The following is a 25,733-nucleotide window of genomic DNA, read 5'->3' as shown; positions in this document are numbered from 1 at the left end:
GCCCCAGCCCTTCCGGCCCCTCCCGCTTCAGATCCCGTCGCGTGGTCGGCAACTCCTGCCTCCTGCAGCACCGGTCCGGAGTTGCCGACACGAGCCGGTAACTCCTGCCTCGTGGTGCACCGATCGGCGCGGGGCCCGTGTTTTCGGGCCTTGGCTTCGGCGGTGCAGCACCAGTCCGGAGTTGCCGACACGGCGAACGCCGCACACCGAGGTCGAGGTCGGGGCCGGGGGCGGGGCCGAGGCCGGGGCCGGCGTCCTCCGCGGCACGTTCCCGACGGCAGTCGCACGTCCGGGAATGCCACGCCCCACGCTCCGGTTCACCGAAGTGCATGCAAACGCATGCAGATGTTCTAAGGTGGAGCAATGCAGTTCGGAATCTTCAGCGTCGGCGACATCACGACCGACCCCACCACCGGCGTCACCCCGACCGAGGGCGAGCGCCTCAAGGCGATGGTCACCATCGCGAAGAAGGCGGAAGAGGTCGGCCTCGACGTCTACGCGGCGGGCGAGCACCACAACCCGCCCTTCGTGAACTCGAGCCCGACGACCCTCCTCGCCTACATCGCCGCGCAGACCGAGCGCATCGTGCTCAGCACGGCCACGACCCTCATCACCACGAACGACCCGGTCAAGATCGCCGAGGACTTCGCGCTGCTGCAGCACCTCGCCGGCGGTCGTGTCGACCTCACGCTCGGCCGCGGCAACACGGGCCCGGTCTACCCCTGGTTCGGCAAGGACATCCGCCAGGGCATCAACCTCGCGATCGAGAACTACGCCCTGCTGCACCGCCTCTGGCGCGAGGACGTCGTCGACTGGAAGGGCCACTTCCGCACCCCGCTCCAGGGCTTCACGGCGACCCCGCGTCCGCTCGACGGCGTCGCGCCCTTCGTCTGGCACGGCTCCATCCGCAGCCCCGAGATCGCCGAGCAGGCCGCGTACTACGGCGACGGCTTCTTCGCCAACCACATCTTCTGGCCCGCCTCGCACACGAAGCAGATGGTCGAGCTCTACCGCAGCCGCTTCGAGCACCACGGGCACGGGCGTGCCGACCAGGCGATCGTCGGTCTCGGCGGTCAGGTCTTCCTGGCGAAGAACTCGCAGGACGCGAAGCGCACCTTCCGCCCCTACTTCGACAACGCCCCGGTCTACGGCCACGGCCCGTCGATGGAGGACTTCACGAGCCAGACCCCGCTCACCGTCGGCAGCCCCCAGGAGGTCATCGACCGCACGCTCGGGTTCCGCGACTACGTCGGCGACTACCAGCGCCAGCTCTTCCTGATGGACCACGCCGGCCTGCCCCTGAAGACCGTCCTCGAGCAGCTCGACATCCTCGGCAGCGAGGTCGTGCCCGTCCTGCGTCGCGAGTTCGCCGCGAACCGTCCGGCCGACGTGCCCGACGCCCCCACGCACGCCTCGCTCGTCGAGGCGGCGACCCGTGCGTCCGAGTCCACGGCCGCACCCACCGCGCACGACGCGCTCATCGCGTCGTCCGCCCGCTGAGACACGCAGGAGGCGCGCCATGAGCACCAAGAAGATCGTCGCCCTGTCCGCGGGGTTGAGCCAGCCCTCGTCCACCCGTCTGTTGGCCGACCGCTTGGTCGAGGCCACCACGCGTGACCTCGTCGGCCGCGGCTCGTTCGTCGAGGTCGAGGTCGTCGAGCTGCGTGACCTCGCCCACGAGGTGACGGACGCGATGCTCACCGGTTTCGCGCCTCCTGCCCTCGCCGAGGCGCTCGAGAAGGTGACGAGCGCCGACGGCGTGATCGCGGTCACGCCCGTCTTCTCGTCGTCGTACAGCGGCCTGTTCAAGTCGTTCGTCGACGTGATGGACCACAAGGCCCTGACCGGCACCCCGGTGCTGATCGGGGCGACGGGTGGCACGGCCCGCCACTCGCTCGCCCTCGAGTACGCGGTGCGACCCCTGTTCGCCTACCTCCAGGCCGTCGTCGTGCCCACCTCGGTGTTCGCGGCGTCCGAAGACTGGGGAGAGGGCGACGGCACGTCGACCACGCTGCCCGAGCGCGTGACGCGCGCCGCGGGGGACTTCGCCGAGCTCGTCGCCCGGCACGAGGGTGCTCTCGACGACCCGTTCGCCGCGGTCGTCCCCTTCGACGAGCAGCTGCGTCGCCTCGCCGTGGGCGGCGACGACCCGCAGCCCTGACACGCCGGACGAGGAGGCGCGGTGCCGGTCTCGACCACGTCCCGCCCGTCGGGGCATGAACCGCGCCTCCCCGGCGTTGCCCATCGTCAGACCCCAGGAGGACCGATGACCGACAGCACCGACAGCGCCACAGGCACCCGCACGGCAGGGGACGCCGCCGCACAGGCCGAGCTCGACCGCTTCCACACCCTGCGCCGCGCCCGCGCCGTGTCGCCTCAGGGCCCGCTCGCCCTGACCGGTACGCAGTGGGTCGACCTCGAGCAGACTGTCTGGGGCGTGCCCGGCCGCTGGGCGCCGACCCCGCAGGGCGTGTCCGGGCTGGCGCTCACGGCGTCCGCCGCGGACGGCATCCGCGTCGACGGCGACCTGGTGGACGGCACCGTGATCGTGGCGGGTGACGACTCCCTGGTCCCGAGCAGCCTCCGGTTCTCGGAGACCACCACCGGCACGGTGATCGCGAACGACGACCACACCGGCTACGCCCTGCGCGTCTGGGACTCCGCGTCGGACGCCGTCACGGGGTTCGGGTCGATCGACGCCTTCCCGTTCGACCCGGACTGGGTCGTCACCGCCGACTTCGTGCCGACCGCACCGGACGCCCAGGTCGACATCCGCCACCAGAAGGACCTCGACCTCAGCCGCCCCAAGCCGTTGCCCGGTCTCATCCGGTTCACGCGCGACGGGGTCGACCACGAGCTCGCCGCCTTCCCGTCGGGTGACGGCGACCGGTTGCAGCTCGTCTTCGGCGACGCGACCAACGGTGACAGCACCTACTCGGTCGGGCGGTTCCTGTTCCCGACGCCGAACGGCGACGGCACCATCACGCTCGACTTCAACCGGGCCGTCCTGCCGCCCTGCGCCTTCTCGTACGCCTTCAACTGCCCGATCCCGCCGGCCCAGAACCGGTTCGCGTCGCCGATCGAGGCGGGCGAGAAGAACGTCCTCGACCCGGCCGGGCACCCGCTGCACTAGGCACGGGCCGACGGTGTCGGTGCGGGGTGGGATGATCAGGCGGTGTTCTTCCTGCTGCGTCGCCTATCGGACGGCGACGTCGAGCTGACGCGATACGAGCGTGGCCCGTCGGGCCGTCTCGAGGTGGTGGGCGTCGAGACGGTCTCCGCGTCCGACCTGCCGACGCGCGTCGCCGGCCTCGAGCGCAAGGCCTCGCCGCGCTGGGTCTGGGACGACACGCCGCGGTGGTACCCGCGCCTCCTCGACGCCGGGGTCACGGTGGCGCGCTGCGTCGACCTCCGGCTCGTGCACGCGATCCTGCGACGGTCGACGGCGGCTCCCGGCTTCCCGGTCGGAGGCGCCTCCCCGGGCCCGTGGGACGTCGCCCAGGCGGTGCCCGGCGAGTCGGACGGCCTGTTCGAGGTCGTGCCCGACTCGCTGCCCGACCCGGCCGGCGAGTTCCTGGCCCAGCGCGAGGCGGTCGAGGCGTCGCCGACCCGGGGCCGACTCGAACTGCTGGTCGCCGCCGAGTCCACCGGCGCGTTGATCGCGGTCGAGATGCGACACCGGGGCATCCCGTGGTCGCCCCGGGTGCACGACGAGTTGTTGACGGCCGCGCTCGGGCCGAGGCCCTCCCCGGGTGGGCGCCCGGCCCGCATGCGCGAAGCCTTGGACGAGGTGCGGCAGGCCCTCGACGCCCCCGACCTCAACCCCGATTCGCCCGCCGAGCTGATCCGAGCCCTGAACCGTGCCGGTGTGCTCGTGCAGTCGACGCGTCAGTGGGAACTCCAACGGCACGAGCACCCCGCGATCGAGCCCCTGCTGCGCTACAAGAAGATGCAGCGGCTGCTCGTGGCCAACGGCTGGGCCTGGCTCGACGCCTGGGTCCACGGCGGGCGCTTCCGCCCCGACTACGTGCCGGGCGGCGTCGTGACCGGTCGCTGGGCCACGAGCGGAGGAGGCGCGCTGCAGCTCCCCAGGGCGGTCCGCGGCGCCGTCGTGGCCGACCCGGGCTGGAAGCTCGTGGTCGCCGACGCCTCGCAACTCGAGCCGCGCATCCTGACCGGCCTGTCCGGCGACCGCTCGATGGCGAGAGCCGGGTCAGGCGACCTCTACGAGGGCATCGTGGCCAGCGGAGCCGTCGCGACCCGGGCCGAGGCCAAGGTCGCCATGCTCGGCGCGATGTACGGCGCGACCCAGGGCGAGAGCGGCAGGCTCGTGCCGCGCCTGGCCCGACGGTTCCCCGACGCGATGGCACTCGTCGAGACGGCGGCCCGCACGGGCGAGGCCGGGGGAGTCGTCGACACGCTCCTCGGGCGCAGCTCACCCCGGCCGTCCGACGACCCCGACGCCGTCGGTGGCGCCGGGGCCGGCGCCTTGCCGCCTGAGATGGGCGTACGGCCGGCCGATCGCGACGCGCGTTCATGGGGTCGGTTCACGCGCAACTTCGTCGTCCAGGGAACCGCCGCCGAATGGGCTCTCTGTTGGATGGGTGCCCTGCGCCGGCGCCTGCACGAGAGGTGGGGGACCGGCGTCGCGGCTCCCCACTTCGTGTTCTTCCTGCACGACGAGGTGGTCGTGCACGCGCCCGCCGCCTCGGCTGACGAGGTCGCCGCTCTGGTCGCCGAGAGCGCGGTCGAGGCCGGTCGACTCCTCTTCGGCGACGCCCCGGTCACCTTCCCGGTGACGGTCGCCGTCGTGGACGACTACTCGCAGGCGAAGTGACCGAGCGGGACATCCGAGCCCGTGTTCTCATTCGCAGGTGTTACACAGTTGTGATTTCTCAGGCGGGTCGGTCATAATTCACAGAACGGGCTCCGTCCCGCGCTCCACCGGGCCCCGGTCCGCACAATCGAAGAACGCACACGAATCACGTCTGACAGGTCGATGGGGAAGTCGCACCTGAACCAGATGGAGGAATCGTGGCTGCTGCAACCGCTCGGGGAGTGCTCTACGTGCACTCGTCCCCTCGTGCACTGTGCCCACACGTCGAGTGGGCCGTCGGTCGTGCCCTCGGGCACGGCGTGAACTTCGCCTGGGTCGACCAGCCCGTGCTGCCCGGTGCCCGCCGCACCGAGTTCTCGTGGCAGGGCGACGAGGGTTCTGGCGCCCGCATCGCCTCCGCCCTGCGTGGGTGGGAGCACCTGCGCTACGAGGTGACCGAAGACCCGGGTGAGTCCCACGACGGTGGCCGCTGGATGCACTCGCCCGACCTCGGCGTCTTCTTCGCGCAGACCGACACCGCCGGCAACACGGTCATCCCGGAGGACCGCATCCGCTACGCCATGGAGATCGCGGGGTCGAACACCCTCGAGCTGCACCGCGAGCTGCGTCTCGCCCTCGGCCAGGCCTGGGACGACGAACTCGAGCCGTTCCGCTACAGCGGCGAGGGCAACCCGGTCGTCTGGCTGCACAAGGTCGGCTGACCCGCCGCGGCTCGGGCTCCGTGAGCGTCGGGCCACCCAGGTGACGACGCTGGAGGCGCGGGTGGCGTGATCACGCCACCCGCGCCTCCTGCGCTGCCCGCCTCGGTCAGACCGAGCGGAACCCGACGACGGCGTTGTGGCCGCCGAAGCCGAACGAGTTGCTGATCGCGACGATCTCGCCCTGGGGCAGGGGGCGGGGTTCGCCGACGACGACGTCCATGTCGATCTCGTCGTCCATCTGGGTGACGTTGATCGTCTGCGGGGCGACGCGCTCGTGCAGCGCCTTGACCGTGAACAGCGCCTCGATGCCGCCCGCGCCGCCGAGCAGGTGACCCGTGGCCGCCTTGGTCGCCGAGACGATCAACTTCGAGGTGTGGTCACCGAACACGCGCTTGATGGCGTGGTACTCGGCGATGTCGCCGACCGGGGTGCTCGTCGCGTGGGCGTTGACGTGGACGACCTGATCACGGTCGACCCCGGCGTTCTCGAGCGTCGCGATGACGGCCCGGGCCGCCCCGGTGCCCTCGGGGTCGGGAGCGGTGATGTGGTACGAGGCGCTGGTGACCGCTCCGCCGATGAGTTCGGCGTAGATGCGGGCCCCACGGGCGAGGGCGTGCTCTTCCGTCTCGAGGACGAGCGCGGCGCCGCCCTCTGCGAGGACGAAGCCGTCGCGCGTGACGTCGTAGGGACGCGCCGCCGTGGCGGGGTCGTCGTTGCGCTTCGAGAGGGCCTGCATGGCGGCGAACGAGGCCAGGGGCATCGGGTGGATGGCCGCCTCGGAACCGCCGGCGACGGCGATGTCGGCGAGGCCGGACTGCAGGTGCTCGTAGGCCATGGCGATCGACTCGGTGCTGGAGGCGCAGGCCGAGACGACCGTGCGGGCTCCGGCGCGTGCGCCCAGGCTCATCGAGATGGCGGCGGCGGGGCCGGTCGGCCTGAGCATGGGGGCGGTCATCGGCAGGACGCGTCGCGGGCCCTTCTCGCGCAGGGTGTCCCACCCGTCGAGCAGCGTCCAGACGCCGCCGATGCCGGTGGCCCAGTCGACGATGAAGCGCTCGGGGACGACCTCGGGCGAGCCGGCGTCGGCCCAGGCCTCGCGGGCGGCGGTGAGCGCGAACTGGCTCGACGGGTCGAGGCGCTTGATCTCTCGACGGTCGAGCACGTCGGCCGAGGGGGTGCGTGCCTGGCCGGCGAAGGTGACGGGCAGCTCGTACTTGGCGACCCAGTCCTGCTCGAGCGTGGTGATGCCCGACTGGCCGGCGAGCAGGTTCTGCCAGCTCTCGGTGGCGGTGCCACCGAGCGGGCTCGTGGCGCCGAGTCCGGTGACGACGATCTTCTTGGTCATTGACGTTCCTTCTGGGAGGGCCGGTCGGTGGGCTGTGCCGATGTGGAACGACGCCGTGACCCGGGCTGCAGCCGAGGCTGGTGGCGTGGGGTCGACGGCGTCGAGGGCACAGCGGCGGGGCCCGGTCGCCCGCGGGGCGACCGGGCAGCCGACGTCTTAGTTCTGCGCCTTGTGGATGTACGTGACGGCGTCGCCGACGGTCTTGAGGTTCTTGACCTCTTCGTCGGGGATCTTGACGTCGAACTTCTCTTCGGCGTTGACGACGATGGTCATCATGGAGATCGAGTCGATGTCGAGGTCGTCGGTGAACGACTTGTCCATCTCGACGGTGTCGGTGGCGATCCCGGTCTCGTCGTTGACGAGCTCGGCGAGGCCGGCGAGGACTTCTTCGGTGGACAGTGCCATGGTGTTGTCTCCTTGAGGGGGTGTCGTTGTGACCGGGGTAAAGCCTATACAGCGCCCCGCGGTCGGGCGGGCAGCGGCGCGCTAGGGCAGCACGACCACCTGGGCGCCGAACACGAGTCCGGCACCGAAACCGATCTGCAGGGCGAGGCCGCCGCTGAGTTCGGGGTGCTCGTCGAGCAGTCGGTGGGTCGCGAGCGGGATGCTCGCGGCCGAGGTGTTGCCGGTGGTCGCGATGTCGCGACCGATCACGACGGACTCGGGCAGGCCGAGCTGCTTGGCGAACTCGTCGATGATGCGCATGTTGGCCTGGTGCGGCACGAAGGCCGAGAGCTGGTCGGCGGAGACGCCCGCGCGGTCGAGCGCCTCTTTCGCGACCTTCGCCATCTCCCAGACGGCCCACCGGAAGACCGTCTGACCCTCTTGGCGCAGGGTGGGCCAGGGGATCTCGCCCGCGCCCTCGCGGTACTCGGTCATGGTGTTGGTCATGCCGATGGCGTCCCACTTGGAGCCGTCCGAGCCCCAGACCGTCGGGCCGATGCCGGCGCTGTCGGACGGACCGACGATCGCTGCGCCCGCCCCGTCCGCGAGGAGGAACGAGATCGTGCGGTCGGTCGGGTCGATGACGTCGCTGAGCTTCTCGGCGCCGACGACCAGGACGTATTCGGCGAGGCCCGACTTGACGAACGAGTCGGCCTGCGCGACGCCGTAGGTGAACCCTGCGCAGGCGGCCGAGATGTCGTAGGCGGCGGCGGGGTTCGCGCCCACGCGCTCGGCGAGCAGCGAGGCGACCGAGGGCGTCACGACGCCCGCCCCGATGGTCGACACGAGGACGGCACCGATCTGGTCGGGGCGGATGCCGGACTTGGCGATGGCCTCGGTGGCGGCGGCCTCGGCGAGGTCGACGACCTTGACGTCCTTGCCCGCGCGGCGACGGGTGATCACTCCGGTGCGCTGCTGGATCCACTCGTCGCTCGAGTTGATGGGTTCGATGATGTCGGCGTTCGGCACGACGTTCTCGCCGCGGGCGGCGCCGAGCGCGTAGATGCGGGTGAACTGCGCGCCGGTGGTCTGGTTGAGCTGGGGGGTGGTCATGCTGCTCCCTCGATGAGGTCGACGGCGGCCTGGAGGTCGTCGGGTGTCTTGACGGCGACCGAGGGGACACCCCTCAGCGCACGCTTGGCGAGGCCGGTGAGGGCTCCGGCCGGGGCGAGTTCGATGATTCCCGTGACGCCGGCGTCGGCGAACGACCGCATGGTCGCATCCCATCGGACGGGTGACGAGACCTGACCGACGAGCAGCTCGACGAAACGGGAGCCCGAGTCGACCGTGCTGCCGTCGTGGTTGGTCCAGAGCGACAGCGTGGGGTCGGTGGCCGTGACGGTGGCCGCAGCCGACGCGAGGCGCTCGACGGCCGGCTGCATGTACCGCGTGTGGAAGGCACCGGCGACCTGCAGGGGCACGACGCGGCTCTTGGCCGGCGGGTCGGCCGCCAGCTCGGCGAGGGCTGCGGTCTCGCCGGCGACGACGATCTGGCCGCCGCCGTTGTAGTTGGCGGGGAAAAGACCGAGGGCGTCGAGTCGGGCGAGCAACTCGGCTTCGTCGCCGCCGAGCACGGCGCTCATGCCCGTCTCGACGAGGGCGGCGGCGTCGGCCATGGCTCGGCCACGCTCCGCGACGAGCGTGACGGCGTCGACGTCGGTCAGGACGCCGCTGACGGCCGCAGCGGTGAACTCGCCGACCGAGTGGCCCGCGACACCGGCGACCGCGGACCGATCCACGAGGCGGAAGAGGGCCCGGGCGGTCAGGATTCCCGCTGCGACGATGAGGGGCTGGGCGACGGCCGTGTCACGGATCGTGTCGGCGCCGGACGTCGTGCCGTGGGTGACGAGATCGACGTCGGCGGCGTCGGAGAGCGACGTCAGCAGGTCGCGCTGGTCGGGGTCGGCCAGCCAGGGTTCGAGGAAACCAGGAGTTTGGGAGCCCTGACCGGGCGCTACGACAACGATCACTGGTCCATCATGCCAACGAGTCGCGGGTCTGCGGTGTAGCAACTCGACCAAAGATGCGCATGAACGTTGTCGAAGCGCACAGACGGGCCCTCGGGGCGATCGACGGTCACTTGCGGCGGACGCCGGACCCGTCGGGGTCGGCTATCGATCCGAGCACGAGTGCGGATTGCAGGATGAGCGCCTCGCGAGCACCCGTGGCGTCCCACCCGATCACGTCGGTGACGCGCTTGAGGCGGTAGCGCACGGTGTTCGGGTGCACGAAGAGCTCGCGAGCCGTGGCCTCGAGCGAGCGTCCGTTGTCGAGGTAGCACCACAGGGTGGTCAACAGCTCGGAGGAGTGCGCCTTGAGTGGCTTGTAGATGCGGTTGACGAGCGTCGACCGCGCCACCGGGTCGCCGGCGAGGGCACGCTCGGGCAACAGGTCGTCGGCGAGGACGGGGCGGGGTGCGTTGCGCCAGGCCCTGGCGACCGCGAAACCGGCGAGGGCGGCCTTCGCGCTCTTCGAGGCGTCGACGAGGCTCGGCACTTCGTGGCCGAGCACGAGGTGCCCGTCACCGAAGCCGGGTTCGAGCGCGCGCGCGATCTCGGTGAAGCTGGGGTGGGTCGAGGAGGCGCTGCTCTCGTCGAGAGGGTCGGCCCGTCCGATGACGAGCACCAGTCGACTGCCCTGTACCCCGATCAGCACGTCGGCTTCTCGGTGCCGGGCCGTGCGTCGCAGCATGTCGACGTCGAGCATGCGGGGAGCCGTGCCGACGAGCACGGCGACCTCGCCGTGACCGTGCCAGCCGAGCGCGGCGATCCGGCTGGGCAGTTCGTCGTCGTACTCGCCGCTGAGGATCGAGTCGACGACCAGGGCTTCGAGACGGGCGTCCCAGAGACCGCGGGCCTCGGCGGCCCGGGCGTAGACGTCGGCTGAGGCGAAGGCGATCTCGCGCGAGTAGAGCAGGATCGCCTCGCGGAGCGAATCGTCCCCGTCCTTGACGCGTTCTTCGACGACCTCGACGGTGATGCGGATGAGCTGCAGCGTCTGGGTCAGGCTGACGGAGCGCAGCAGTTCACGCGGGGCCGAACCGAACACGTCCGCCGCGATCCACGGGGTGGCCCGGGGGTCTGCGAACCAGCTGATGAACGAGGTGATGCCGGCCTGGGCGACGAGCCCGACCGCTGAACGGCGCCCCGGGGGCATGTCCCCGTACCACGGCAGCGTCTCTTCGAGGCGCTTGATGGTCGCGGTGGACAACTCGCCCGACACCGTCCGCAGCCACGCGAGCGTGCGCTCTTTCGTGGCCGCGGACGGCTGCAGGGGCGACGTGGGCACCCGCTCGGCGCTCACGGGGTCGTCAGGCCTCCCCGCCGGCGGTGCCGCTGGTGCCGGCCGGGACGTCGTGTAGCTGGTACCGGTCGATCGCCTGCTGGACGACGCCCGGGTCGACCTCGCCCCGGCGGGCCAGGGCCTGCAGGGTGCGGGCGACGGCCGACGGGCCGTCGATCTTGAAGAAGCGGCGGGCAGCCGCGCGGGGGTCGCTGAGGCCGAAGCCGTCGGCACCGAGCGTCAGGTAGGCGCCGGGCACGTACTCGCGGATCTGGTCGGGCACGGCCGCCATGAAGTCGCTCGTGGCGATGAACGGACCCTCGGCACCCTGCAACTTCTCGGTCACGTACGGCGTCTTGGGCTCGTCGTTCGGGTGCAAGAAGTTGTGCTCTTCCGCGGCCAGGCCGTCGCGCCGCAGTTCGGTCCAGCTGGTGACGCTCCAGACGTCTGCCGCCACGTTCCAGTCGTCGGCGAGCAGCTGCTGGGCCTCGAGCGCCCACGGCACACCGACGCCGGACGCGAGCAGCTGGGCGCGGGGGCCCAGGTTCTCGGCGTCCTTGAGCTTGTAGATGCCGCGCACCACACCGTCGACGTCGAGTCCCTCCGGCTCGACGGGCTGGGCCATCGGCTCGTTGTAGACGGTGATGTAGTACATGACGTTCGGGTCGGAGTGCGACGCGTTGCCGTGCTCGTCGGTGCCGTACATGCGGTCCATGCCCGACTTGACGATGTGGCCGAGCTCGTACCCGAACGCGGGGTCGAACGAGACGACCGCGGGGTTCGTCGAGGCGAGCAGCGGCGAGTGGCCGTCGGCGTGCTGCAGGCCTTCGCCGGTCAGTGTCGTGCGACCGGCGGTGGCGCCGATGATGAACCCGCGGGCCATCTGGTCGCCGGCGGCCCACATGGCGTCGCCGGTGCGCTGGAACCCGAACATCGAGTAGAAGACGTAGACCGGGATGAGCGGTTCGCCCTGCGTGGAGTACGAGGTTCCGACGGCGGTGAAGGCCGCGAACGCACCGGCCTCGTTGATGCCGACGTGGATGATCTGGCCCTGCGGGCTCTCTTTGTAGGCGAGCAGCAGTTCGCGGTCGACCGACGTGTAGTGCTGGCCGTTCGGGTTGTAGATCTTGGACGTCGGGAAGTAGGCGTCCATGCCGAAGGTGCGGGCCTCGTCGGGGATGATCGGCACGATGCGGTGGCCGAAGTCGGGCGAGCGCAACAGGTCTTTCAGCAGGCGGGCGAACGCCATCGTGGTGGCGACCTCCTGCTTGCCCGAGCCTTTCTTGACGACGTCGTACGTCTTCGCCTCGGGAACGGCGATCTGCGTGTACTTGCTGCGGCGTTCGGGCACGTAGCCGCCGAGCGCACGACGACGCTCTTGCATGTACTGGATCGCGTCGTCGTCCTGACCGGGGTGGTAGTACGGCGGCAGGTAGGGGTTCTCGTCGAGCTGGGCGTCGCTGATCGGGATGCGGAGCTCGTCGCGGAACTGCTTGAGGTTGTCGAGCGTGAGCTTCTTCATCTGGTGGGTCGCGTTGCGGCCCTCGAAGGACTTCCCGAGGCCGTAGCCCTTGACCGTCTTGGCGAGGATGACCGTCGGCTGGCCCTTGTGCTCGGTCGCGGCCTTGAACGCGGCGTAGACCTTGCGGTAGTCGTGGCCACCGCGTTTGAGGTTCCAGATGTCGTCGTCGGAGTAGTCCGCGACGAGCTCGAGGGCGCGGGGGTCGCGGCCGAAGAAGTTGTCGCGGACGTAACCGCCGCTCTCGGCCTTGTAGGTCTGGAAGTCGCCGTCGGGCGTGGTGTTCATGAGGTTGAGCAGCGCGCCGCTCGAGTCGTTCGCGAGCAGGGTGTCCCACTCGCGACCCCAGACGACCTTGATGACGTTCCAGCCCGCGCCGCGGAAGAACGACTCGAGCTCTTGGATGATCTTGCCGTTGCCGCGCACCGGGCCGTCGAGGCGCTGCAGGTTGCAGTTGATGATGAAGTTGAGGTTGTCGAGGCCCTCGTTGGCCGCCACCTGGAGCTGACCGCGGCTCTCGACCTCGTCCATCTCGCCGTCGCCGAGGAACGCCCAGACCTGCTGGTCGCTGGCGTCCTTGATGCCGCGGTTGGTGAGGTACTTCGCGACCTGCGCCTGGTAGATCGCGTTGATCGGCCCGAGGCCCATCGACACGGTCGGGAACTGCCAGAACTCGGGCATGAGGCGCGGGTGCGGGTACGAGCTGAGTCCGCCGGAAGCGTGCGACTTCTCTTGGCGGAAGCCGTCGAGCTGGTCGGTGCCGAGACGGCCCTCGAGGTAGGCGCGGGCGTACATGCCGGGGGAGGCGTGGCCCTGGAAGAACACCTGGTCTCCGCCACCGGAATGGTCCTGACCGCGGAAGAAGTGGTTGTTGCCGACCTCGTACAGGGCGGCCGACGAGGCGTAGGTCGAGATGTGGCCACCGACCGAGATGCCGGGACGCTGCGCGCGGTGCACGGTGATCGCCGCGTTCCAACGGACCCACTTGCGGTAGCGGCGCTCGAGCTCTTCGTCACCGGGGAACTCGGGCTCGTCTTCGGGGGCGATGGTGTTGACGTAGTCCGTCTTGGGGACCATCGGCACACCCAGGTGCAGCTCGCTCGACCGGGTGAGCAGGCTCTTCATGATCTCGCGGGCACGTTCGTGACCCTGCGCCTTCACGAGAGCGTCGAGCGACTCGCGCCACTCGGCGGTCTCTTCGGGATCGCGATCGGCCTTGTCGACCGTGTACGGGTCCTGATCGTTAACCGTCACCCTTGACCTCAATCATCTGTGTGGAGCAGCCGTCTCTTGGAGGGCCACCGCGTGGAGTGGACAAACAGATGTCAGGCCCGTCGTGCCCGGGTTCCGAGACGTACTCCGCCTGACCCGACCACTCTAGTTGTCCCGACCGACGCAGGCTCGGCACGCGCTGGGAACGCCCGTCCGTGCCTCCGCTTGAAATCCGACGCGTGAGGCGTAGGATCGGCGATCGTGTCAGTCGCCGACCGCCCGGGTCGACGCGAAAGGAACGCACCCATGGCTCTGGAGAACGCCATCCAGGCTCCCGACTTCGACCTGCCGAACCAGTTCGGCGAGCGAGTGCGGTTGAGCGACTTCCGGGGCGTCAAGCCCGTGGCCCTGGTGTTCTTCCCCCTGGCGTTCAGCAGCACCTGCACCAAAGAGCTCTGCACGTTGCGCGACAACCTCGCGATGTTCCAGGACCACCGCGTCGAACTGCTGGTCGTCTCCGTCGACTCGAAAGCGACGCTTCGTGCGTTCGCCGAGGAGAAGGGCTACGACTTCACCCTGCTGGCGGACTTCTGGCCGCACGGCGAGGTCTCGAAGGAGTACGGCGTCTTCCTCGAGAACAAGGGCTTCGCGACCCGCACCACCTTCTTGATCGACGTCGACGGCGTCATCCGCGAGCACTTCGGCACCGAGCCCGGCCAGGAGCGTTCGCTCGCCGACTACCGCGCCGCGCTCGACCTGCTCGTCCCCGTCACGGCTTGAGCCCCCGGGCGACGGCCCAGGAGGCGCGGGTCGGCTCGCTCACCCGCTAACCTGGACTCGCTCGCCCGGTTCGTCCCGGCGCGAGGGCCTTTAGCTCAGTTGGTAGAGCGCCACGTTTACACCGTGGATGTCATCGGTTCGAGCCCGGTAGGGCCCACCGTTGATCGGTCCTTCGCCCCTGCGCGGTGGTCAGCTGCACCGAAGCCGCGCTCGGGCCCTCGAGCCGGGGTATCGTCGCGGCCGTGACCATGCGCCTCCCTCGGATGCCCTCCCGCGCCTCCCGCGACACCGTCCGGGTGCCCCTCGCCGCCAGGCTCGTCCTGCCTGGTCGGCGGTCCCGGTGTTCCTCCGGGCGACCGGGGCGAACCGCACCTTCGTCAGCGAGGCGGGGGCGCGTCGGCGCATCCGTCGCGCGTCCCTGCGGCCGGCACCGTACGGCCCGCCTGCCGTCCTCCGGGACGACGTCCGGGTCGACGTCGAGCAGCGCGGCGGCTGGCCGGTCTACACGATCACGCGGCGGGACGGTGCGTCGCGCGGCACCGTCGTCTACGCCCACGGCGGCGGCTGGGTGGGCGAGATCGTGTCGCAGCACTGGCACCTCGTCGCGCAGCTCGCCGCCGAGGCCCGCACGACGGTCGTCCTGCCGATCTACCCCCTGGTCCCGTACGGGACGGCCGAGGAGGCGCGGGTCGGCATCCTCGACCTGGTCGCCTCGGCAGCCGGCCCGGTCGCCCTCGCGGGGGACTCGGCCGGCGGCCAGATCGTGCTGTCGGCCGCCCTGTCGCTGCGGGACGCGGGCGTCGTCGTCGCCTGCACGGTGCTGATCGCCCCGGCACTCGACCTCACCTGGCGCAACCCCCGCATCCCCGAGGTGCAGCCGACCGACCCGTGGCTGGGCACTCCCGGCGGACGCGTGCTCGCCGAGCACTGGCGGGGCGAGCTCGACCTGCGCGCCCCCGTCGTCAGCCCCCTGTTCGGCGACCTGGCGGGCCCCGGCCCGGTGACGGGGTTCACGGGGGCGCGCGACGTCCCGAACCCGGACGCGCACCTCCTGCGCGACCGTGCTGCGACGGCCGGCGTCGAGCTCGAGTGGCACGAAGGCGACGGCGACGTGCACGCCTACCCGCTGCTGCCCACCCGATCGGGTCGTGCCGCCCGGGCGCAGATCGTCCGCACGCTGCGCCGCTCGCTCACGACCTGAGCCCGGCGCGCGAGCACCGGCCGGGTGCGGGTGGCGGGGTCGGCCGACCGGTGGAGCACCGGCGACCGCGTCGGCGCGGCCCGGGGCGGCTGCGGGACAGCCACCCCGGTGACGACCGGGGGTCAGCGGCGAGCGGCGCCGCGGCGACCCGAGACGGCGACCCAGATCACCAGGACGACGATCGCGCCGATGATCGAGCCGATGATGCCGGCGGGCTGGAAGAACCCGTCCGTCGGGTCGTGCTGGAACAGGAGGAAGCCGAGGAACCCGCCGACGAACGAGCCGATGATGCCGAGCAGGATCGTCATGGCGATGGAGAGGCTCTGGCGACCCGGGACGACCGCACGGGCGATGAACCCTGCGATGAGGCCGACGACGAGCAAGCTGATGATGAGACCGATCATGGTGTTCTCCTTCCGGGAGAGATGAGCGACCGGCACCGTCGGTGCCGTGGCGTCGCAGGACTCAGCAGACCACCCCTGGAGGTGTGGCGGCACACCCCTCGGGGTGGGATGGTGTCCTCATGCCCCTCGCCCCGACCCGGTCGATCACCGTCGCGCTCGTCGACGACTACGACGTCGTGCTCGCCGGCCTCGCCCACATGTTCGACCGGTACCGCGACCGGGTGGTGGTCGCCGAGATCGACGCCACGACGTCGTTGTCCGACCGCGTCGACGTCGTCCTCTACGACTCGTTCGCCCAGCCCGAGTCCGACCACCACGAGCTCGCCGAGCTGGTCGCCAACCCCGCGGCCGGCAAGGTGGTCGTCTACACCTGGAACTTCCATCCCGAGCTCGTCGAGGCGGCGCTCGCACAGGGCGTGCACGGGTACCTGTCGAAGACCCTCGCGGCCCGCGAGCTCGTCGAAGTGCTCGAGGCGGTCCATCGTGGCGAGCAGGTCGTCAGCGACGTGCGGGGTCGCGCGCCGAGCGCGCCGGGCCTCGACTGGCCCGGCCGCCGTGAGGGCATCACCGATCGTGAGTCCGAGATCCTCGCCCTGATCACCCAGGGCAAGAGCAACGCCGAGGTCGCGGCGCTGACCTACCTCAGCCCGAACACGGTCAAGTCGTACATCCGATCGGTCTACCGACGGATCGGCGCGACGAGCCGGACGCAGGCCGTGCTGTGGGGCGTCCAGAACGGCTTCCGCCCGGACCACCACCGCATCGACCACTGGCTCGGCGGCCCCTAGGAGGCGCGCTGCGGCCTGGTCGTCGGACGCGCGGCTCAGTGCGCCAGGGGTTCGCCGTCCCACGACACGGCGGTCCAGCCGCCCTCGGTCGAGCCCTCGAGGAAGACCGAGCCGGTGTTGCGCAGCCCGTGCGCGCGGCTGAACTCGGCGTCGCGGTTGCGGGCGGTGTCGGCCGCCCAGACGCAGATGGCGGCTTCGTGCGAGACGAGGACCGCGGGCGCGTCGGCCGGTGTCGACGCGACGACCCGATCGACCGCCGCGTGGAACCGGGCCGTGAACTCGGTGCCGCTCTCGCCCCCGGGGATGCGGGCCTCCGGATCGGTCCACCACTGCTGCATGGTGCCCGCGTACCGGGGCAGGGCCTCGGCGTAGGGCAGCCCTTCCAGGTCGCCGGCGTCGATCTCGTGGGCACCGTCGACCTCCCGGTGAGGCAGATCGAGGCTGTCGGCCCCGATCACGGCGGTCTCGCCGGCCCGGCGCAGGCGCGACGAGTGCACGGCGACGATCGGTTCGTGGGCCAGGGCCGGCGCGGGGGCGGCGGCCTGTTCGCGGGCGGGCGGAGAGGGCGGCGGGCCGGGGGGTCGCGAGCCGAGGGTACGGGCGAGGGTGTCGGCGGTCTCGCCGTGGCGGATGAGGAGGAGGCGCATCGTGGCTTTCGGTCGGGGCGGGACGTCCATCGTGCCACGGTGCCCGCCGCCGCCCGGCGCCTAGCGCGCGGGGCGCTCCGCCAGCCCGGCCGGGGCCGCCATGCCGATCACGGCGCTGTAGGTGGGGTAGGCGAAGCGCACCTCGGCCAGGGTGGCGACGTCGACACCGCCGGCCATGGCGGTGGTGACCGCCTGGACCACCTCGACGGCGTTCTCGCCGACGGCGTGGGCGCCGAGCACGAGTTCGCGCCGACGGTCGGCGATCAGCTTGAGGAACCCCGTCTCGCGGTCGTCGATCACGGCCCGGTCGACGGTCGAGTACGGGATCGTGACGACCACGCACGACTCGTCCGCCCCGCGAGCCTGCTCCTCGGTGAGGCCGACGCCGGCGTAGTCCGGGTCGGTGAACCCACCGGCCGGCAGGAGGTGGTGCGGCGTGCGGCGGTTGGCGCCGAGGACGGCGTTCTCGGCGGCGGCCTCGCCCTCGAACCGGGCGGCCTGGACGAGCATGTCGCGGCCGTTGGCGTCGCCCACGGCGAACACGTGCGGCACGACGGTCCGGAAGTACCGGTCGACGGGGATCGACGAGCGCTCCACCTCTATCCCGGCCTCCTCGAGACCGAGGTCCTCCACGTCCGCCGGCCACCCCGTGGCCATGCCCACGACGTCGAAGTCGGCCGAGGACGTCGCGTCGGCCTGCCGCCAGGTCAGGGTGATCGACCCGTCGTCGGCCCGGGCGAGGCTCTCGACGCCGTCGATCCCGGTCCGCACGTCGATGCCCTGCTCGACGAACGCGGCGGAGACCGCCTCCGAGATGGACGCATCCGACGCCATCAGGACCCGCGGCGCGAGGTCGAGGAGCGTGACGGCGCTGCCGAACGCGTCGAACACGGTGACGAGCTGCGCGCCCGTGTTGCCCGCACCGATCACGGCCACCCGCCGGGGGAGGGCCGGCAGGTCCAGGACGTGTTCGGGCACGGTGGCCAGCTCGCCGCCCGGGATCGGCAGCCGGCGCGAGTGGCCACCGACGCAGATCAGGATCGACGAGGCCGAGATCGTCCGACCGCTGTCGAGGACGAGGGTCGAGTCGTCGACGAACCGGGCCCGGCCCTCGTGGACCAGCTCGACGCCCGCGGCCTCGAACCGGTCGGCCTCCCGCTTGATCGAGCGCACCTTGTCGACGCGCTCCCGGACGCGCGCGACGGTCGACGCCCAGTCGATCGTCGGGGGAGTGACGTCGACCCCGTAGACGTCCGCATGTCGGGTCTCGCGGATCAGTCGGGCCGTCTTGGCCAGCACCCGCGTGGGCACGCACCCGGTGTTGACGCAGGTGCCGCCGACGCGTCCCGCCTCCAGGACGACGACACGAGCCCCGAGCTCGGCCGCCCGCAGGGCTGCCGCGGTGCCCGCCGGACCGGCACCGATCACGGCCACGTCGTAGTCCTTCTCCGAGATGCCCATGTGCTGCCTGCCCCTTCGTCGCGTCGGTCGTCTGGGCGAACTCAACCAGGTCCGGATGGGCGGGAGCCGTCGACGACAGCGGAGCCTAGGGAGCGTCCCGGGCCGGGGGCCCCGGACGGGGATGCCGGATGGTCGACACCGTGCCCGTCACGCACACCGCACTCGCCAGCCCGAGGGCGACGAGGAAGAGGACGCCGAGCACACCGGGAGACCCTTCGCGCATCATGCCGAGACCCGAGCCCACGAAGCAGGACAGCCACACCACGGCCGAGATGCCCCACCCGACCGCCGACCCCCGGAACGTCGGCCGGTGCAGCCTCAGCCGGCCTCGGTCCTGTGGTTTCTCGTCGTCCATGGAGCCCCCTCGCCCTCGTCGCCCCCTCCACCGTACGTCCACGACTCGACGCGCTCAAGGGGTGGGCGCAAGTCCTGGGGCCGCGTGTGACGGTTTGAGACGACGGGTGTCGCGTGGCGTCACGCGACTGGTCGGGGGGTCGAGGCGTCCGTAGGTTCGGGCCTCGACGAAAGGTTCGCCCATGTTCCGACCTCCCTCCCGACGCCTCCCCGTGGTCGCCACGGCCGCCGCCGCGCTCGTCGCGCTGCTCGCCGGCTGCTCGGGCGCCGCGTCCGCCGACGTCGTCGACCGGGGCCCCGTCCGCGGCGGCACGCTGGTCTACGCGACCGATCGCGAGCCCACCTGCCTCGATCCGCACAACTCCGGCGACATGCCCCAGACCTACGTCGCCCGGCAGTACCTCGACTCCCTCGTCTCGCTGCAGGCGGACGGCAGCGTCGTGCCCTGGCTCGCCACCTCGTGGACGATCTCGGACGACGGCACGCAGTACGACTTCACCCTGAAGGAGGGCGTCGAGTTCCACGACGGCACGCCGCTCGACGCGCAGGCCGTCGTCGACAACTTCACCCAGATCCTCGACCCGGCCACGCAGTCGTCGACCGACCTGCTGTACCTGACCGGGTACTTCGAGAGCGCGATCGCGTTGTCCGAGCACGTCGTCCGCATCGACCTGTCCCGCCCGTACTCGCCGCTGCTCGCCGCCCTGTCGCAGGCGTTCTTCGGCATCGAGTCGCCTAAGGCGATGGCGCGCGGCCTCGAGGAGAACTGCGAGTCGCCGGTCGGCACCGGACCGTTCGAGGTCGTCGCGTGGAACCACGGCCGCGACGTGCAGCTGGTGCGCAACGACGACTACGACTCGGCCCCCGCCGACGCGAAGCACCAGGGCCCCGCCTACCTCGACGGCATCACGTGGCGGTTCCTCAAGGACAACACGACCCGGTACGGCGCGCTCAGCTCGGGCGAGGCCGACGTCATCTTCAACGTGCCGCCCGAGAGCCAGCAGCTCGCCGAGGCCGACCCGGCGATCAGCCTGCAGGAGTTCGTCCACTCGGGCTCGCCGTTCAGCCTCGACCTCAACACGACCAGCCCGGTGTTCGACGACATCCGGGTGCGCAAGGCCTTCGTGCACGCCTCGAACGCCCGCGCCGCCGTCGAGAGCGCCTACGCCGGCGTGTTCCCGTACGAGGGCGACGCCGTCTCGTCCGGCACACCGCACTACGACGAGACCTACCACGAGCCGTTCCCGTACGACCCCGACGAGGCGAACCGCCTGCTCGACGACGCCGGGTGGACCGGCCGCGACGCCGACGGACACCGCACCAAGGACGGAGAGACCCTCACCGTGCGCCTGCCCTACAACGCCGACGGTGCCGAGACGCCGCCCGCCGACCTGACGATCCTGCAGAACATCCAGGCGATGGAGAAGGAGGTGGGCATCGAGGTCGACCTCGAGGCGCTGGACTCCGCCAGCATGAACGCCGTCTGGGGCGATCCCGACGCGTACGACCTCATCGGCAACTACTGGAACAGCCCCACGCCGCACGTGATGTACATCAAGTACTCGAAGGCGACCCTCGACGTCGGCAACGGCCAGAACTCGGCCTTCGCCTCCGACGACGAGCTCGACCGCGTCCTGATCGCGGGAACGGCCACCACCGATCCGACCGAACAGGCGGCGCTCTACTCCGAGGCCCAGCGCATCCTCACCTCGAAGGCCTGGAGCCTGCCGCTCTACCCGATCCAGACACGGCTGGGCATCTCGAACCGGGTCAAGGACGTGTGGATCGAGCCCTCCGAGGGCGAGCCGGTGCTGTCGGACGCCTACTTCGTGGACGGCGGCGACCGATGAACCCCTGGGTCCTGCGCATCGTCCGTCGCGTCGCGGAATCGATCGTCCTGTTGCTCGCCGTCGGCACCATCGTGTTCTTCCTCGAACACGCCGTGCCGGGCGACCCCGCCGTCGCGATCCTCGGGGGCGCGGCCGCCCACCCGACACCCGAGGCCGTCGCCGCCGTCACCGCCCAGTACGGGTTCGACCGTCCCCTGCTCGCGCAGTACGGGTCGTTCCTGCTCGGCCTCGTCCGACTCGACTTCGGCGAGTCGTACACGCTCAAGCAGTCGGTCGTCAGCGTGATCGGCGGCCAGCTCGGCTCGTCCCTGGCCCTCACGGCCACCGCGCTCGGTCTCGCTTGGCTGTTGTCGATCACGTCCACGCTGCTCACCGCCGGGAGGCGCGGCCTCCTGGGCCGGATCGGCTCGGTCGTCGAGACGGTCGCGGCCGGTCTGCCGCAGTTCTGGCTCGGTCTCGTCCTGTTGCTCGTCTTCGCGGTGCGCCTCGGTTGGTTCCCGGTGATCGGCACGGGACTGCCCGGACTCGTCCTGCCGGCCCTGACCCTCGCCATCCCGCTGGCCGGGTTCCTCGGGCAGGTCACGCGCGACGAGTTCGAAGACGCCCAGGACCAGCCGTTCGCGCTCTCGGCACGGTCCCGTGGCCTGTCCGAGGCGGCCGTCCGGGCACGTCACCTCCTCCGCCACGCCGCCCTGCCGGGCATCACCCTCTCGGGGTGGGGCCTCGGCTCGCTGATCTCGGGCGCGGTCGTCGTCGAGGTCGTCTTCGCCCGCCAGGGCGTCGGCCAGGTGCTCGTCACCGCGGTGAACGCGCAGGACCTCCCTCTCGTCATCGGCATCACCTTCGTCGTGGCCCTCGTCTACGTCGTCGCGAACGTCCTCACCGACGTCGCGTACGTCGCCGTCGATCCCCGGCTGCGCACCACGATCGGAGCACCCGCATGAGCACCACGTCCACCGCCACCGCGGCGCCACCCGTCCCCTCCGCGACGGACCGGCCGACCGGTCCGCACGACGCCCGTCCGCACGACGCCGGTCCGCACGAGGCCGACCCGGCGGCCACCGCGTCCGGTGCGCGTCGCGTGCGCCGCGCCTCCCACCCCCTCCGTCGGGTCTCGACCTGGGTGGCCACGGCCTTCATCGCCTCCGTGCTCCTCGCGGCGGTCTGGCCGAGTCTGCTCGCGCCGGCCGACCCCCTCGCGATCGACCTCGGGAAGAGCTTCGCGGCACCGAGCGCCGAGCACGTGTTCGGCACGGACCAGTCCGGACGCGACGTCTACTCTCGGGTCGTGCACGGGGCCGGGCAGTCGGTGCTGATCGGCGTGGGGGCGACCGCCCTCGGGCTGGCCGGCGCCACGCTGCTGGGCCTTCTCGGGGGACTCGGTGGTCGGGCCGTCGACGCGGTCGTCACCCGCGTGATCGAGGTGCTCTACGCGTTCCCCGGCATCCTGCTCGCCCTCATCCTCGTCGCGATCGCCGGCAACTCGGCCGGGACGCAGATCCTCGCCGTCGGCGTCGCCACGATCCCCGGCTACGCCCGGATGGTCCGCGGCCAGGTGCTCGCCGTGCGGGACTCGTCGTACGTCCAGGCGGAGCGCGCGCTGGGCCACGGGCCGGTCCACGTGCTCGTCCACACCCTGCTGCCCAACGCGTTCCGGCCCTTGACCGTGTTGGTCACCCTGGGCATCGGCCAGGCGATCGTCTGGGCGTCGGCGCTGGGGTTCCTCGGCATGGGCGTCCAGCCCCCGGCCCCGGAGTGGGGCGCGATGCTCAACGCCGGACGCAACTACCTGCAGCAGGCCTGGTGGCTCGACTTCTTCCCCGGCGTCGTCATCGTGTTGCTCGCGTTGTCGCTGACGGCCGTCGGCCGCAGCATCCAGACCCTCACCACCCCGGGAGGGGCGCGATTAGCCCCGAACCCGTCCTCGACCCCGAGGCCGTGCGACTCGACACGGCCGGCCCGCTCGTCGACGTGCGGGGTCTGTCGGTCGCGTTCGGCGGCAACACGGTCGTCCGCGACGTCTCGTTCACCGTCGAGGCCGGGCGCTGCACGGCCATCGTGGGGGAGTCCGGCTCGGGGAAGAGCGTCACGGCCAAGGCGCTACTGGGACTCAACGGCCACACCGCCACGACGACGGCCTCGACCCTCCGCCTCGCCGGTCGCGACCTCACCGACCTCGGCGACCGCGACTGGCAGCGCCTGCGCGGTCGTGAGATCGGTTACGTCCTGCAGGACGCCCTCGTCTCGCTCGACCCGCTGCGCCGCGTCGGGGCCGAGATCGCGGAGCCCCTCCGCGTCCACCGGTACGGCGATCGCCGGGCCCGCGAGGCCCGGGTGATCGAGCTGCTCGAGCGGGTCGGCGTCCCCGAGCCGCGCCTCCGGGCCCGCCAGCTGCCCTCGCAACTCTCCGGGGGCCTCCGGCAGCGCGCACTGATCGCCGCGGCCGTGGCCCTCGAGCCCGCGGTCCTGATCGCCGACGAGCCGACGACCGCGCTCGACACGACCGTCCAGGCGCAGATCCTCGCCCTGCTCGACGAGTTGCGCGCCGGCGGCGCGGGGCTCGTTCTCATCAGCCACGACCTCGGTGTGGTCGAACGACTCGCCGACGAGGTCGTGGTCATGCAGCACGGCGTCGTGGTCGAGCAGGGGCCGACCGACCAGGTGCTCGGGGCGCCGAGCCACCCCTACACACAGCGCCTGCTGGCGGCGATCCCCACGGCGCCCGCCCGCGGCAGCCGCCTCTCGTCGGCGGCACCGGCGACCCTCGCGGCGCGTCCCGCGGACCGGCCCGTCCCCGGCCCGGGCACACCCGTGCTCGAGGTGCGTCACGTCACCAAGCGCTACCGGGGGCCGGATCGCGTCACTCGCACCGTCGTCGACGACGTCTCGTTCACCCTGCACGCGGGCGAGACCCTCGGCATCGTCGGCGAGTCGGGCTCGGGCAAGTCGACCACCGCCGCGATCGCCCTGGCGCTGACGGCCCCGGACGAGGGCGAGGTGCTGTTCGAGGGCCGGCCCTGGTCGGCCCTGCGCGAGCGGGAGCGGCGACCCGACCGGCCGCGCATCGCGACGGTCTCGCAGGACCCCCTGAGCTCGTTCGACCCCCGTCGGTCGGTCGGCCAGCTCGTCACGGGAGCCCTCCGCGCCGCGGTGAGCGCGCGGGGCGGTCAGGGAGCCGCGGCGACGGACGCCCGTGCCCGCGTCGACGACCTGCTCGCCGGGGTCGGGCTCGACCCCGGCCTGGCCGGCCGCCACCCGTCGACCCTCTCGGGCGGCCAGCGCCAGCGGGTGGCCATCGCCCGCGCGCTGGCCACCGACCCGGACGTGCTCGTCCTCGACGAGGCCGTGAGTGCCCTCGACGTGTCGGTGCAGGCGCAGGTGCTCGACCTGCTGGCCGACATCCGCGCCCGCTACGGCACCTCGGCCCTGTTCATCTCGCACGACCTCGGCGTCATCCGGCACGTGAGCGACCGCGTGCTCGTCCTGAAGGACGGACGGGTCGTCGAGGAGGGGCGGGTCGAGCAGGTGCTCGAACGTCCCGTCGCCGAGTACACGCGCCGTCTGCTCGCCGCCGTCCCCGGTGGCGGCCTGTCCGCCACCACCCACACCACCACGACCACCACCGATCCCACCGGAGGCCCCCGATGACCCACACGACCACCATCGCACCGGCGGCCACGCCGACCCGCGAGGACCTGCTCGCCCGGTTCGAGCCCGTGTTCGCCCGCACCGCCGACGGCGCCGTCGCCCGCGAGCGGAGGCGCGACCCGCCGTTCGAGCAGGTGCGGCAGCTGGCGGAGTCCGGCTTCACGGCCGTCACCGTGCCGGTCGAGTTCGGCGGCTCCGGCGCCCGGCCGTCCGACCTGTTCGCCCTGCTCGTGCGGCTGGCGCGGGCCGACTCGAACCTGCCGCAGTTGCTGCGGGCGCACTTCGCCTTCGTCGAGGAGTTGCTGCTCGACACCTCGGACGACCTCGTGCGGCGCGGTCTGTGGCTCGAGCAGGTCGCGGCGGGCGAGGTGTTCGGCAGCGCGAGCCGCGGCGGCGTGCCGCCGGGGGGGGGCCGCTCGTGACGCACCCCGTGCCGGACGGTGGCGGCTGGCGGCTGCACGGCGAGAAGCACTACAGCACGGGCCCGCTCTTCGCCGACTGGACGACAGTGACCGCGACGACGCCGGCCGGCCGGGTCGTCGGGGTGACGGTGCGGGTCGACGACGACGGGGTCGACGTCCGCGACGACTGGAACGGGTTCGGCCAGCGGCTCACCGGCAGCGGGACGACCCGGTTCGACGGCGTGCGGGTCGAGCCGTCCCAGATCCGGCCCGAGCGCGACGAGCGGCGGACGCCCCGGCCGGCCTTCCTGCAGCCCGGGCTGCTGGCCTCGCTGGCCGGCGTCGCGTCGGCGGCGGGGCACGAGGCCGTCGGGTTCGTGCGCACCCGCACCCGCACCTACAGCCAGGGCGTCGCGGCGACGGCCGCCGCCGACCCGTTGGTCCAGTCGGTCGTGGGGCGGGTCTCGGCGGACGCCCTCGCGGCCGAGTCCCTGGTGCAGAGCGCGGCCTCGGCGATCGACCGCGCACACGACGCCGTGGTGGCCGGCGGCCCGGACGCATTCGACCGCATCGAGGCGGCCGAGCTCGTCACCATCCGCGCACAGGTGACGGTGGTCGAGGTGGCCCTCCGCGCGACGACCACCCTGTTCGAGGTCGGCGGAGCCAGCGCCACCGACCGCGACCGAGCGCTCGACCGTCATTGGCGAAACGCGAGGACGCTCTCGTCGCACAACCCGGTCGTGCTGCAGCAGCGGGTGATCGGCGACCGTCTCGTCAACGAGGCCCCGTTGACCTACTTCTGGTCCACCGGGCAGGCCTGAAGGACCGGCCCGCGCGGGGCGCGAGCGAGGCGGCGACG

23 protein-coding genes, 1 tRNA gene and 1 pseudogene are annotated in these 25,733 nt (G+C 71.7%); 15 read left to right on the top strand and 10 right to left on the bottom strand.

Annotated elements, in window-relative coordinates; translation table 11 throughout:
* The first annotated feature begins 363 nt into the window (after positions 1 to 363).
* The 5 genes from AEQ27_RS10370 (at position 364) to AEQ27_RS10350 (ending at position 5,538) form a co-directional block, all read left to right on the top strand.
* Positions 364 to 1,500 carry an LLM class flavin-dependent oxidoreductase gene (locus AEQ27_RS10370; protein WP_054146581.1) on the top strand — a complete coding sequence of 379 codons (1,137 nt, stop codon included), beginning with the start codon at positions 364 to 366 and terminating at the stop codon, positions 1,498 to 1,500.
* 19 nt (positions 1,501 to 1,519) lie between these two features.
* The gene (locus AEQ27_RS10365) at positions 1,520 to 2,161 is read left to right on the top strand and encodes an FMN reductase (protein WP_054146580.1); all 642 of its coding nucleotides are present in this window, start codon (positions 1,520 to 1,522) and stop codon (positions 2,159 to 2,161) included.
* Positions 2,162 to 2,266: 105 nt separating this feature from the next.
* On the top strand, positions 2,267 to 3,133 hold the full coding sequence (locus AEQ27_RS10360) for a DUF1684 domain-containing protein (RefSeq protein ID WP_054146579.1): 867 nt from the start codon (positions 2,267 to 2,269) through the stop codon (positions 3,131 to 3,133).
* A gap of 42 nt (positions 3,134 to 3,175) precedes the next feature.
* Positions 3,176 to 4,837, top strand: coding sequence for a bifunctional 3'-5' exonuclease/DNA polymerase (locus tag AEQ27_RS10355; RefSeq protein ID WP_054146578.1), 1,662 nt, complete (start codon positions 3,176 to 3,178; stop codon positions 4,835 to 4,837).
* 197 nt (positions 4,838 to 5,034) lie between these two features.
* Positions 5,035 to 5,538: a DUF3145 domain-containing protein gene (locus AEQ27_RS10350; protein ID WP_054146577.1), complete on the top strand. Its 504-nt coding sequence runs from the start codon at positions 5,035 to 5,037 to the stop codon at positions 5,536 to 5,538.
* A gap of 106 nt (positions 5,539 to 5,644) precedes the next feature.
* Here the strand turns inward: AEQ27_RS10350 and AEQ27_RS10345 are convergent, their stop codons facing one another.
* The 6 genes from AEQ27_RS10345 to aceE form a co-directional block, all read right to left on the bottom strand.
* The gene (locus AEQ27_RS10345) at positions 5,645 to 6,883 is read right to left on the bottom strand and encodes a beta-ketoacyl synthase (protein WP_054146576.1); all 1,239 of its coding nucleotides are present in this window, start codon (positions 6,881 to 6,883) and stop codon (positions 5,645 to 5,647) included.
* 156 nt (positions 6,884 to 7,039) lie between these two features.
* Positions 7,040 to 7,288 carry an acyl carrier protein gene (locus AEQ27_RS10340; RefSeq protein ID WP_043592609.1) on the bottom strand — a complete coding sequence of 83 codons (249 nt, stop codon included), beginning with the start codon at positions 7,286 to 7,288 and terminating at the stop codon, positions 7,040 to 7,042.
* Between the two features lie 81 nt (positions 7,289 to 7,369).
* Entirely contained in the window at positions 7,370 to 8,380 is a 1,011-nt protein-coding gene (locus AEQ27_RS10335; protein WP_054146575.1) for a beta-ketoacyl-ACP synthase III, read from the bottom strand.
* The gene (locus tag AEQ27_RS10330) at positions 8,377 to 9,297 is read right to left on the bottom strand and encodes an ACP S-malonyltransferase (protein ID WP_054146574.1); all 921 of its coding nucleotides are present in this window, start codon (positions 9,295 to 9,297) and stop codon (positions 8,377 to 8,379) included. The genes AEQ27_RS10335 and AEQ27_RS10330 overlap by 4 nt, the downstream gene beginning before the upstream one ends.
* 106 nt (positions 9,298 to 9,403) lie before the next feature.
* Positions 9,404 to 10,630, bottom strand: a complete 1,227-nt coding sequence (locus AEQ27_RS10325; protein WP_235451055.1) for a CdaR family transcriptional regulator — start codon at positions 10,628 to 10,630, stop codon at positions 9,404 to 9,406.
* 7 nt (positions 10,631 to 10,637) lie between these two features.
* Positions 10,638 to 13,382: a pyruvate dehydrogenase (acetyl-transferring), homodimeric type gene (gene aceE, locus AEQ27_RS10320; RefSeq protein ID WP_054146573.1), complete on the bottom strand. Its 2,745-nt coding sequence runs from the start codon at positions 13,380 to 13,382 to the stop codon at positions 10,638 to 10,640.
* A 264-nt stretch (positions 13,383 to 13,646) separates the two neighbouring features.
* On the opposite strand from aceE, the gene AEQ27_RS10315 reads away from it, so the two are divergent.
* The 3 genes from AEQ27_RS10315 to AEQ27_RS10305 all read left to right on the top strand — a co-directional run bounded on the left by AEQ27_RS10315 (position 13,647) and on the right by AEQ27_RS10305 (position 15,321).
* Positions 13,647 to 14,120 (top strand): peroxiredoxin, encoded by a 474-nt coding sequence (locus AEQ27_RS10315; RefSeq protein ID WP_043592615.1) that lies wholly within the window; start codon positions 13,647 to 13,649, stop codon positions 14,118 to 14,120.
* 84 nt (positions 14,121 to 14,204) lie between these two features.
* A tRNA-Val gene (locus tag AEQ27_RS10310) sits at positions 14,205 to 14,277 on the top strand.
* 183 nt (positions 14,278 to 14,460) lie between these two features.
* Entirely contained in the window at positions 14,461 to 15,321 is an 861-nt protein-coding gene (locus AEQ27_RS10305) for an alpha/beta hydrolase fold domain-containing protein (RefSeq protein WP_054146572.1), read from the top strand.
* A gap of 122 nt (positions 15,322 to 15,443) precedes the next feature.
* Here AEQ27_RS10305 and AEQ27_RS10300 read toward each other — a convergent pair whose 3' ends face one another.
* Positions 15,444 to 15,725, bottom strand: a complete 282-nt coding sequence (locus AEQ27_RS10300) for a GlsB/YeaQ/YmgE family stress response membrane protein (protein WP_043592839.1) — start codon at positions 15,723 to 15,725, stop codon at positions 15,444 to 15,446.
* Positions 15,726 to 15,844: 119 nt separating this feature from the next.
* Between AEQ27_RS10300 and AEQ27_RS10295 the strand changes: the two genes are divergently transcribed.
* Positions 15,845 to 16,513, top strand: a complete 669-nt coding sequence (locus tag AEQ27_RS10295; RefSeq protein WP_054146571.1) for a DNA-binding response regulator — start codon at positions 15,845 to 15,847, stop codon at positions 16,511 to 16,513.
* A gap of 35 nt (positions 16,514 to 16,548) precedes the next feature.
* Here AEQ27_RS10295 and AEQ27_RS10290 read toward each other — a convergent pair whose 3' ends face one another.
* The 3 genes from AEQ27_RS10290 to AEQ27_RS10280 form a co-directional block, all read right to left on the bottom strand.
* On the bottom strand, positions 16,549 to 17,190 hold the full coding sequence (locus AEQ27_RS10290; protein WP_054146570.1) for a histidine phosphatase family protein: 642 nt from the start codon (positions 17,188 to 17,190) through the stop codon (positions 16,549 to 16,551).
* A gap of 30 nt (positions 17,191 to 17,220) precedes the next feature.
* Positions 17,221 to 18,621 carry an NAD(P)/FAD-dependent oxidoreductase gene (locus AEQ27_RS10285; RefSeq protein WP_054146569.1) on the bottom strand — a complete coding sequence of 467 codons (1,401 nt, stop codon included), beginning with the start codon at positions 18,619 to 18,621 and terminating at the stop codon, positions 17,221 to 17,223.
* 85 nt (positions 18,622 to 18,706) lie between these two features.
* Complete coding sequence (locus tag AEQ27_RS10280; RefSeq protein ID WP_054146568.1) at positions 18,707 to 18,976, bottom strand: hypothetical protein; 270 nt, start codon at positions 18,974 to 18,976, stop codon at positions 18,707 to 18,709.
* Positions 18,977 to 19,157: 181 nt separating this feature from the next.
* Between AEQ27_RS10280 and AEQ27_RS10275 the strand changes: the two genes are divergently transcribed.
* The 6 genes and pseudogenes from AEQ27_RS10275 to AEQ27_RS17810 all read left to right on the top strand — a co-directional run bounded on the left by AEQ27_RS10275 (position 19,158) and on the right by AEQ27_RS17810 (position 25,695).
* The gene (locus AEQ27_RS10275; RefSeq protein ID WP_082383441.1) at positions 19,158 to 20,825 is read left to right on the top strand and encodes an ABC transporter substrate-binding protein; all 1,668 of its coding nucleotides are present in this window, start codon (positions 19,158 to 19,160) and stop codon (positions 20,823 to 20,825) included.
* Positions 20,822 to 21,769, top strand: coding sequence for an ABC transporter permease (locus AEQ27_RS10270; RefSeq protein ID WP_054146567.1), 948 nt, complete (start codon positions 20,822 to 20,824; stop codon positions 21,767 to 21,769). Before AEQ27_RS10275 ends, AEQ27_RS10270 begins: the two co-directional genes overlap by 4 nt.
* Positions 21,766 to 22,650: pseudogene (locus tag AEQ27_RS17820) on the top strand (ABC transporter permease); the annotation flags it as partial. The gene AEQ27_RS10270 and the pseudogene AEQ27_RS17820, both read left to right, overlap by 4 nt.
* 113 nt (positions 22,651 to 22,763) lie before the next feature.
* Positions 22,764 to 24,473 (top strand): ABC transporter ATP-binding protein, encoded by a 1,710-nt coding sequence (locus AEQ27_RS10260; protein ID WP_054146566.1) that lies wholly within the window; start codon positions 22,764 to 22,766, stop codon positions 24,471 to 24,473.
* Positions 24,470 to 24,895, top strand: coding sequence for an acyl-CoA dehydrogenase family protein (locus AEQ27_RS17815; RefSeq protein ID WP_054146565.1), 426 nt, complete (start codon positions 24,470 to 24,472; stop codon positions 24,893 to 24,895). Before AEQ27_RS10260 ends, AEQ27_RS17815 begins: the two co-directional genes overlap by 4 nt.
* The gene (locus tag AEQ27_RS17810; RefSeq protein WP_161805532.1) at positions 24,892 to 25,695 is read left to right on the top strand and encodes an acyl-CoA dehydrogenase family protein; all 804 of its coding nucleotides are present in this window, start codon (positions 24,892 to 24,894) and stop codon (positions 25,693 to 25,695) included. The genes AEQ27_RS17815 and AEQ27_RS17810 overlap by 4 nt, the downstream gene beginning before the upstream one ends.
* The last annotated feature ends 38 nt before the right edge of the window (positions 25,696 to 25,733 follow it).

This window comes from Frigoribacterium sp. RIT-PI-h (assembly GCF_001297205.1).
Lineage (GTDB): Bacteria > Actinomycetota > Actinomycetes > Actinomycetales > Microbacteriaceae > Frigoribacterium.
The sequence above is the reverse complement of the archived record's forward strand: the minus strand, read 5'-3'. Positions and strand labels throughout refer to the sequence as shown.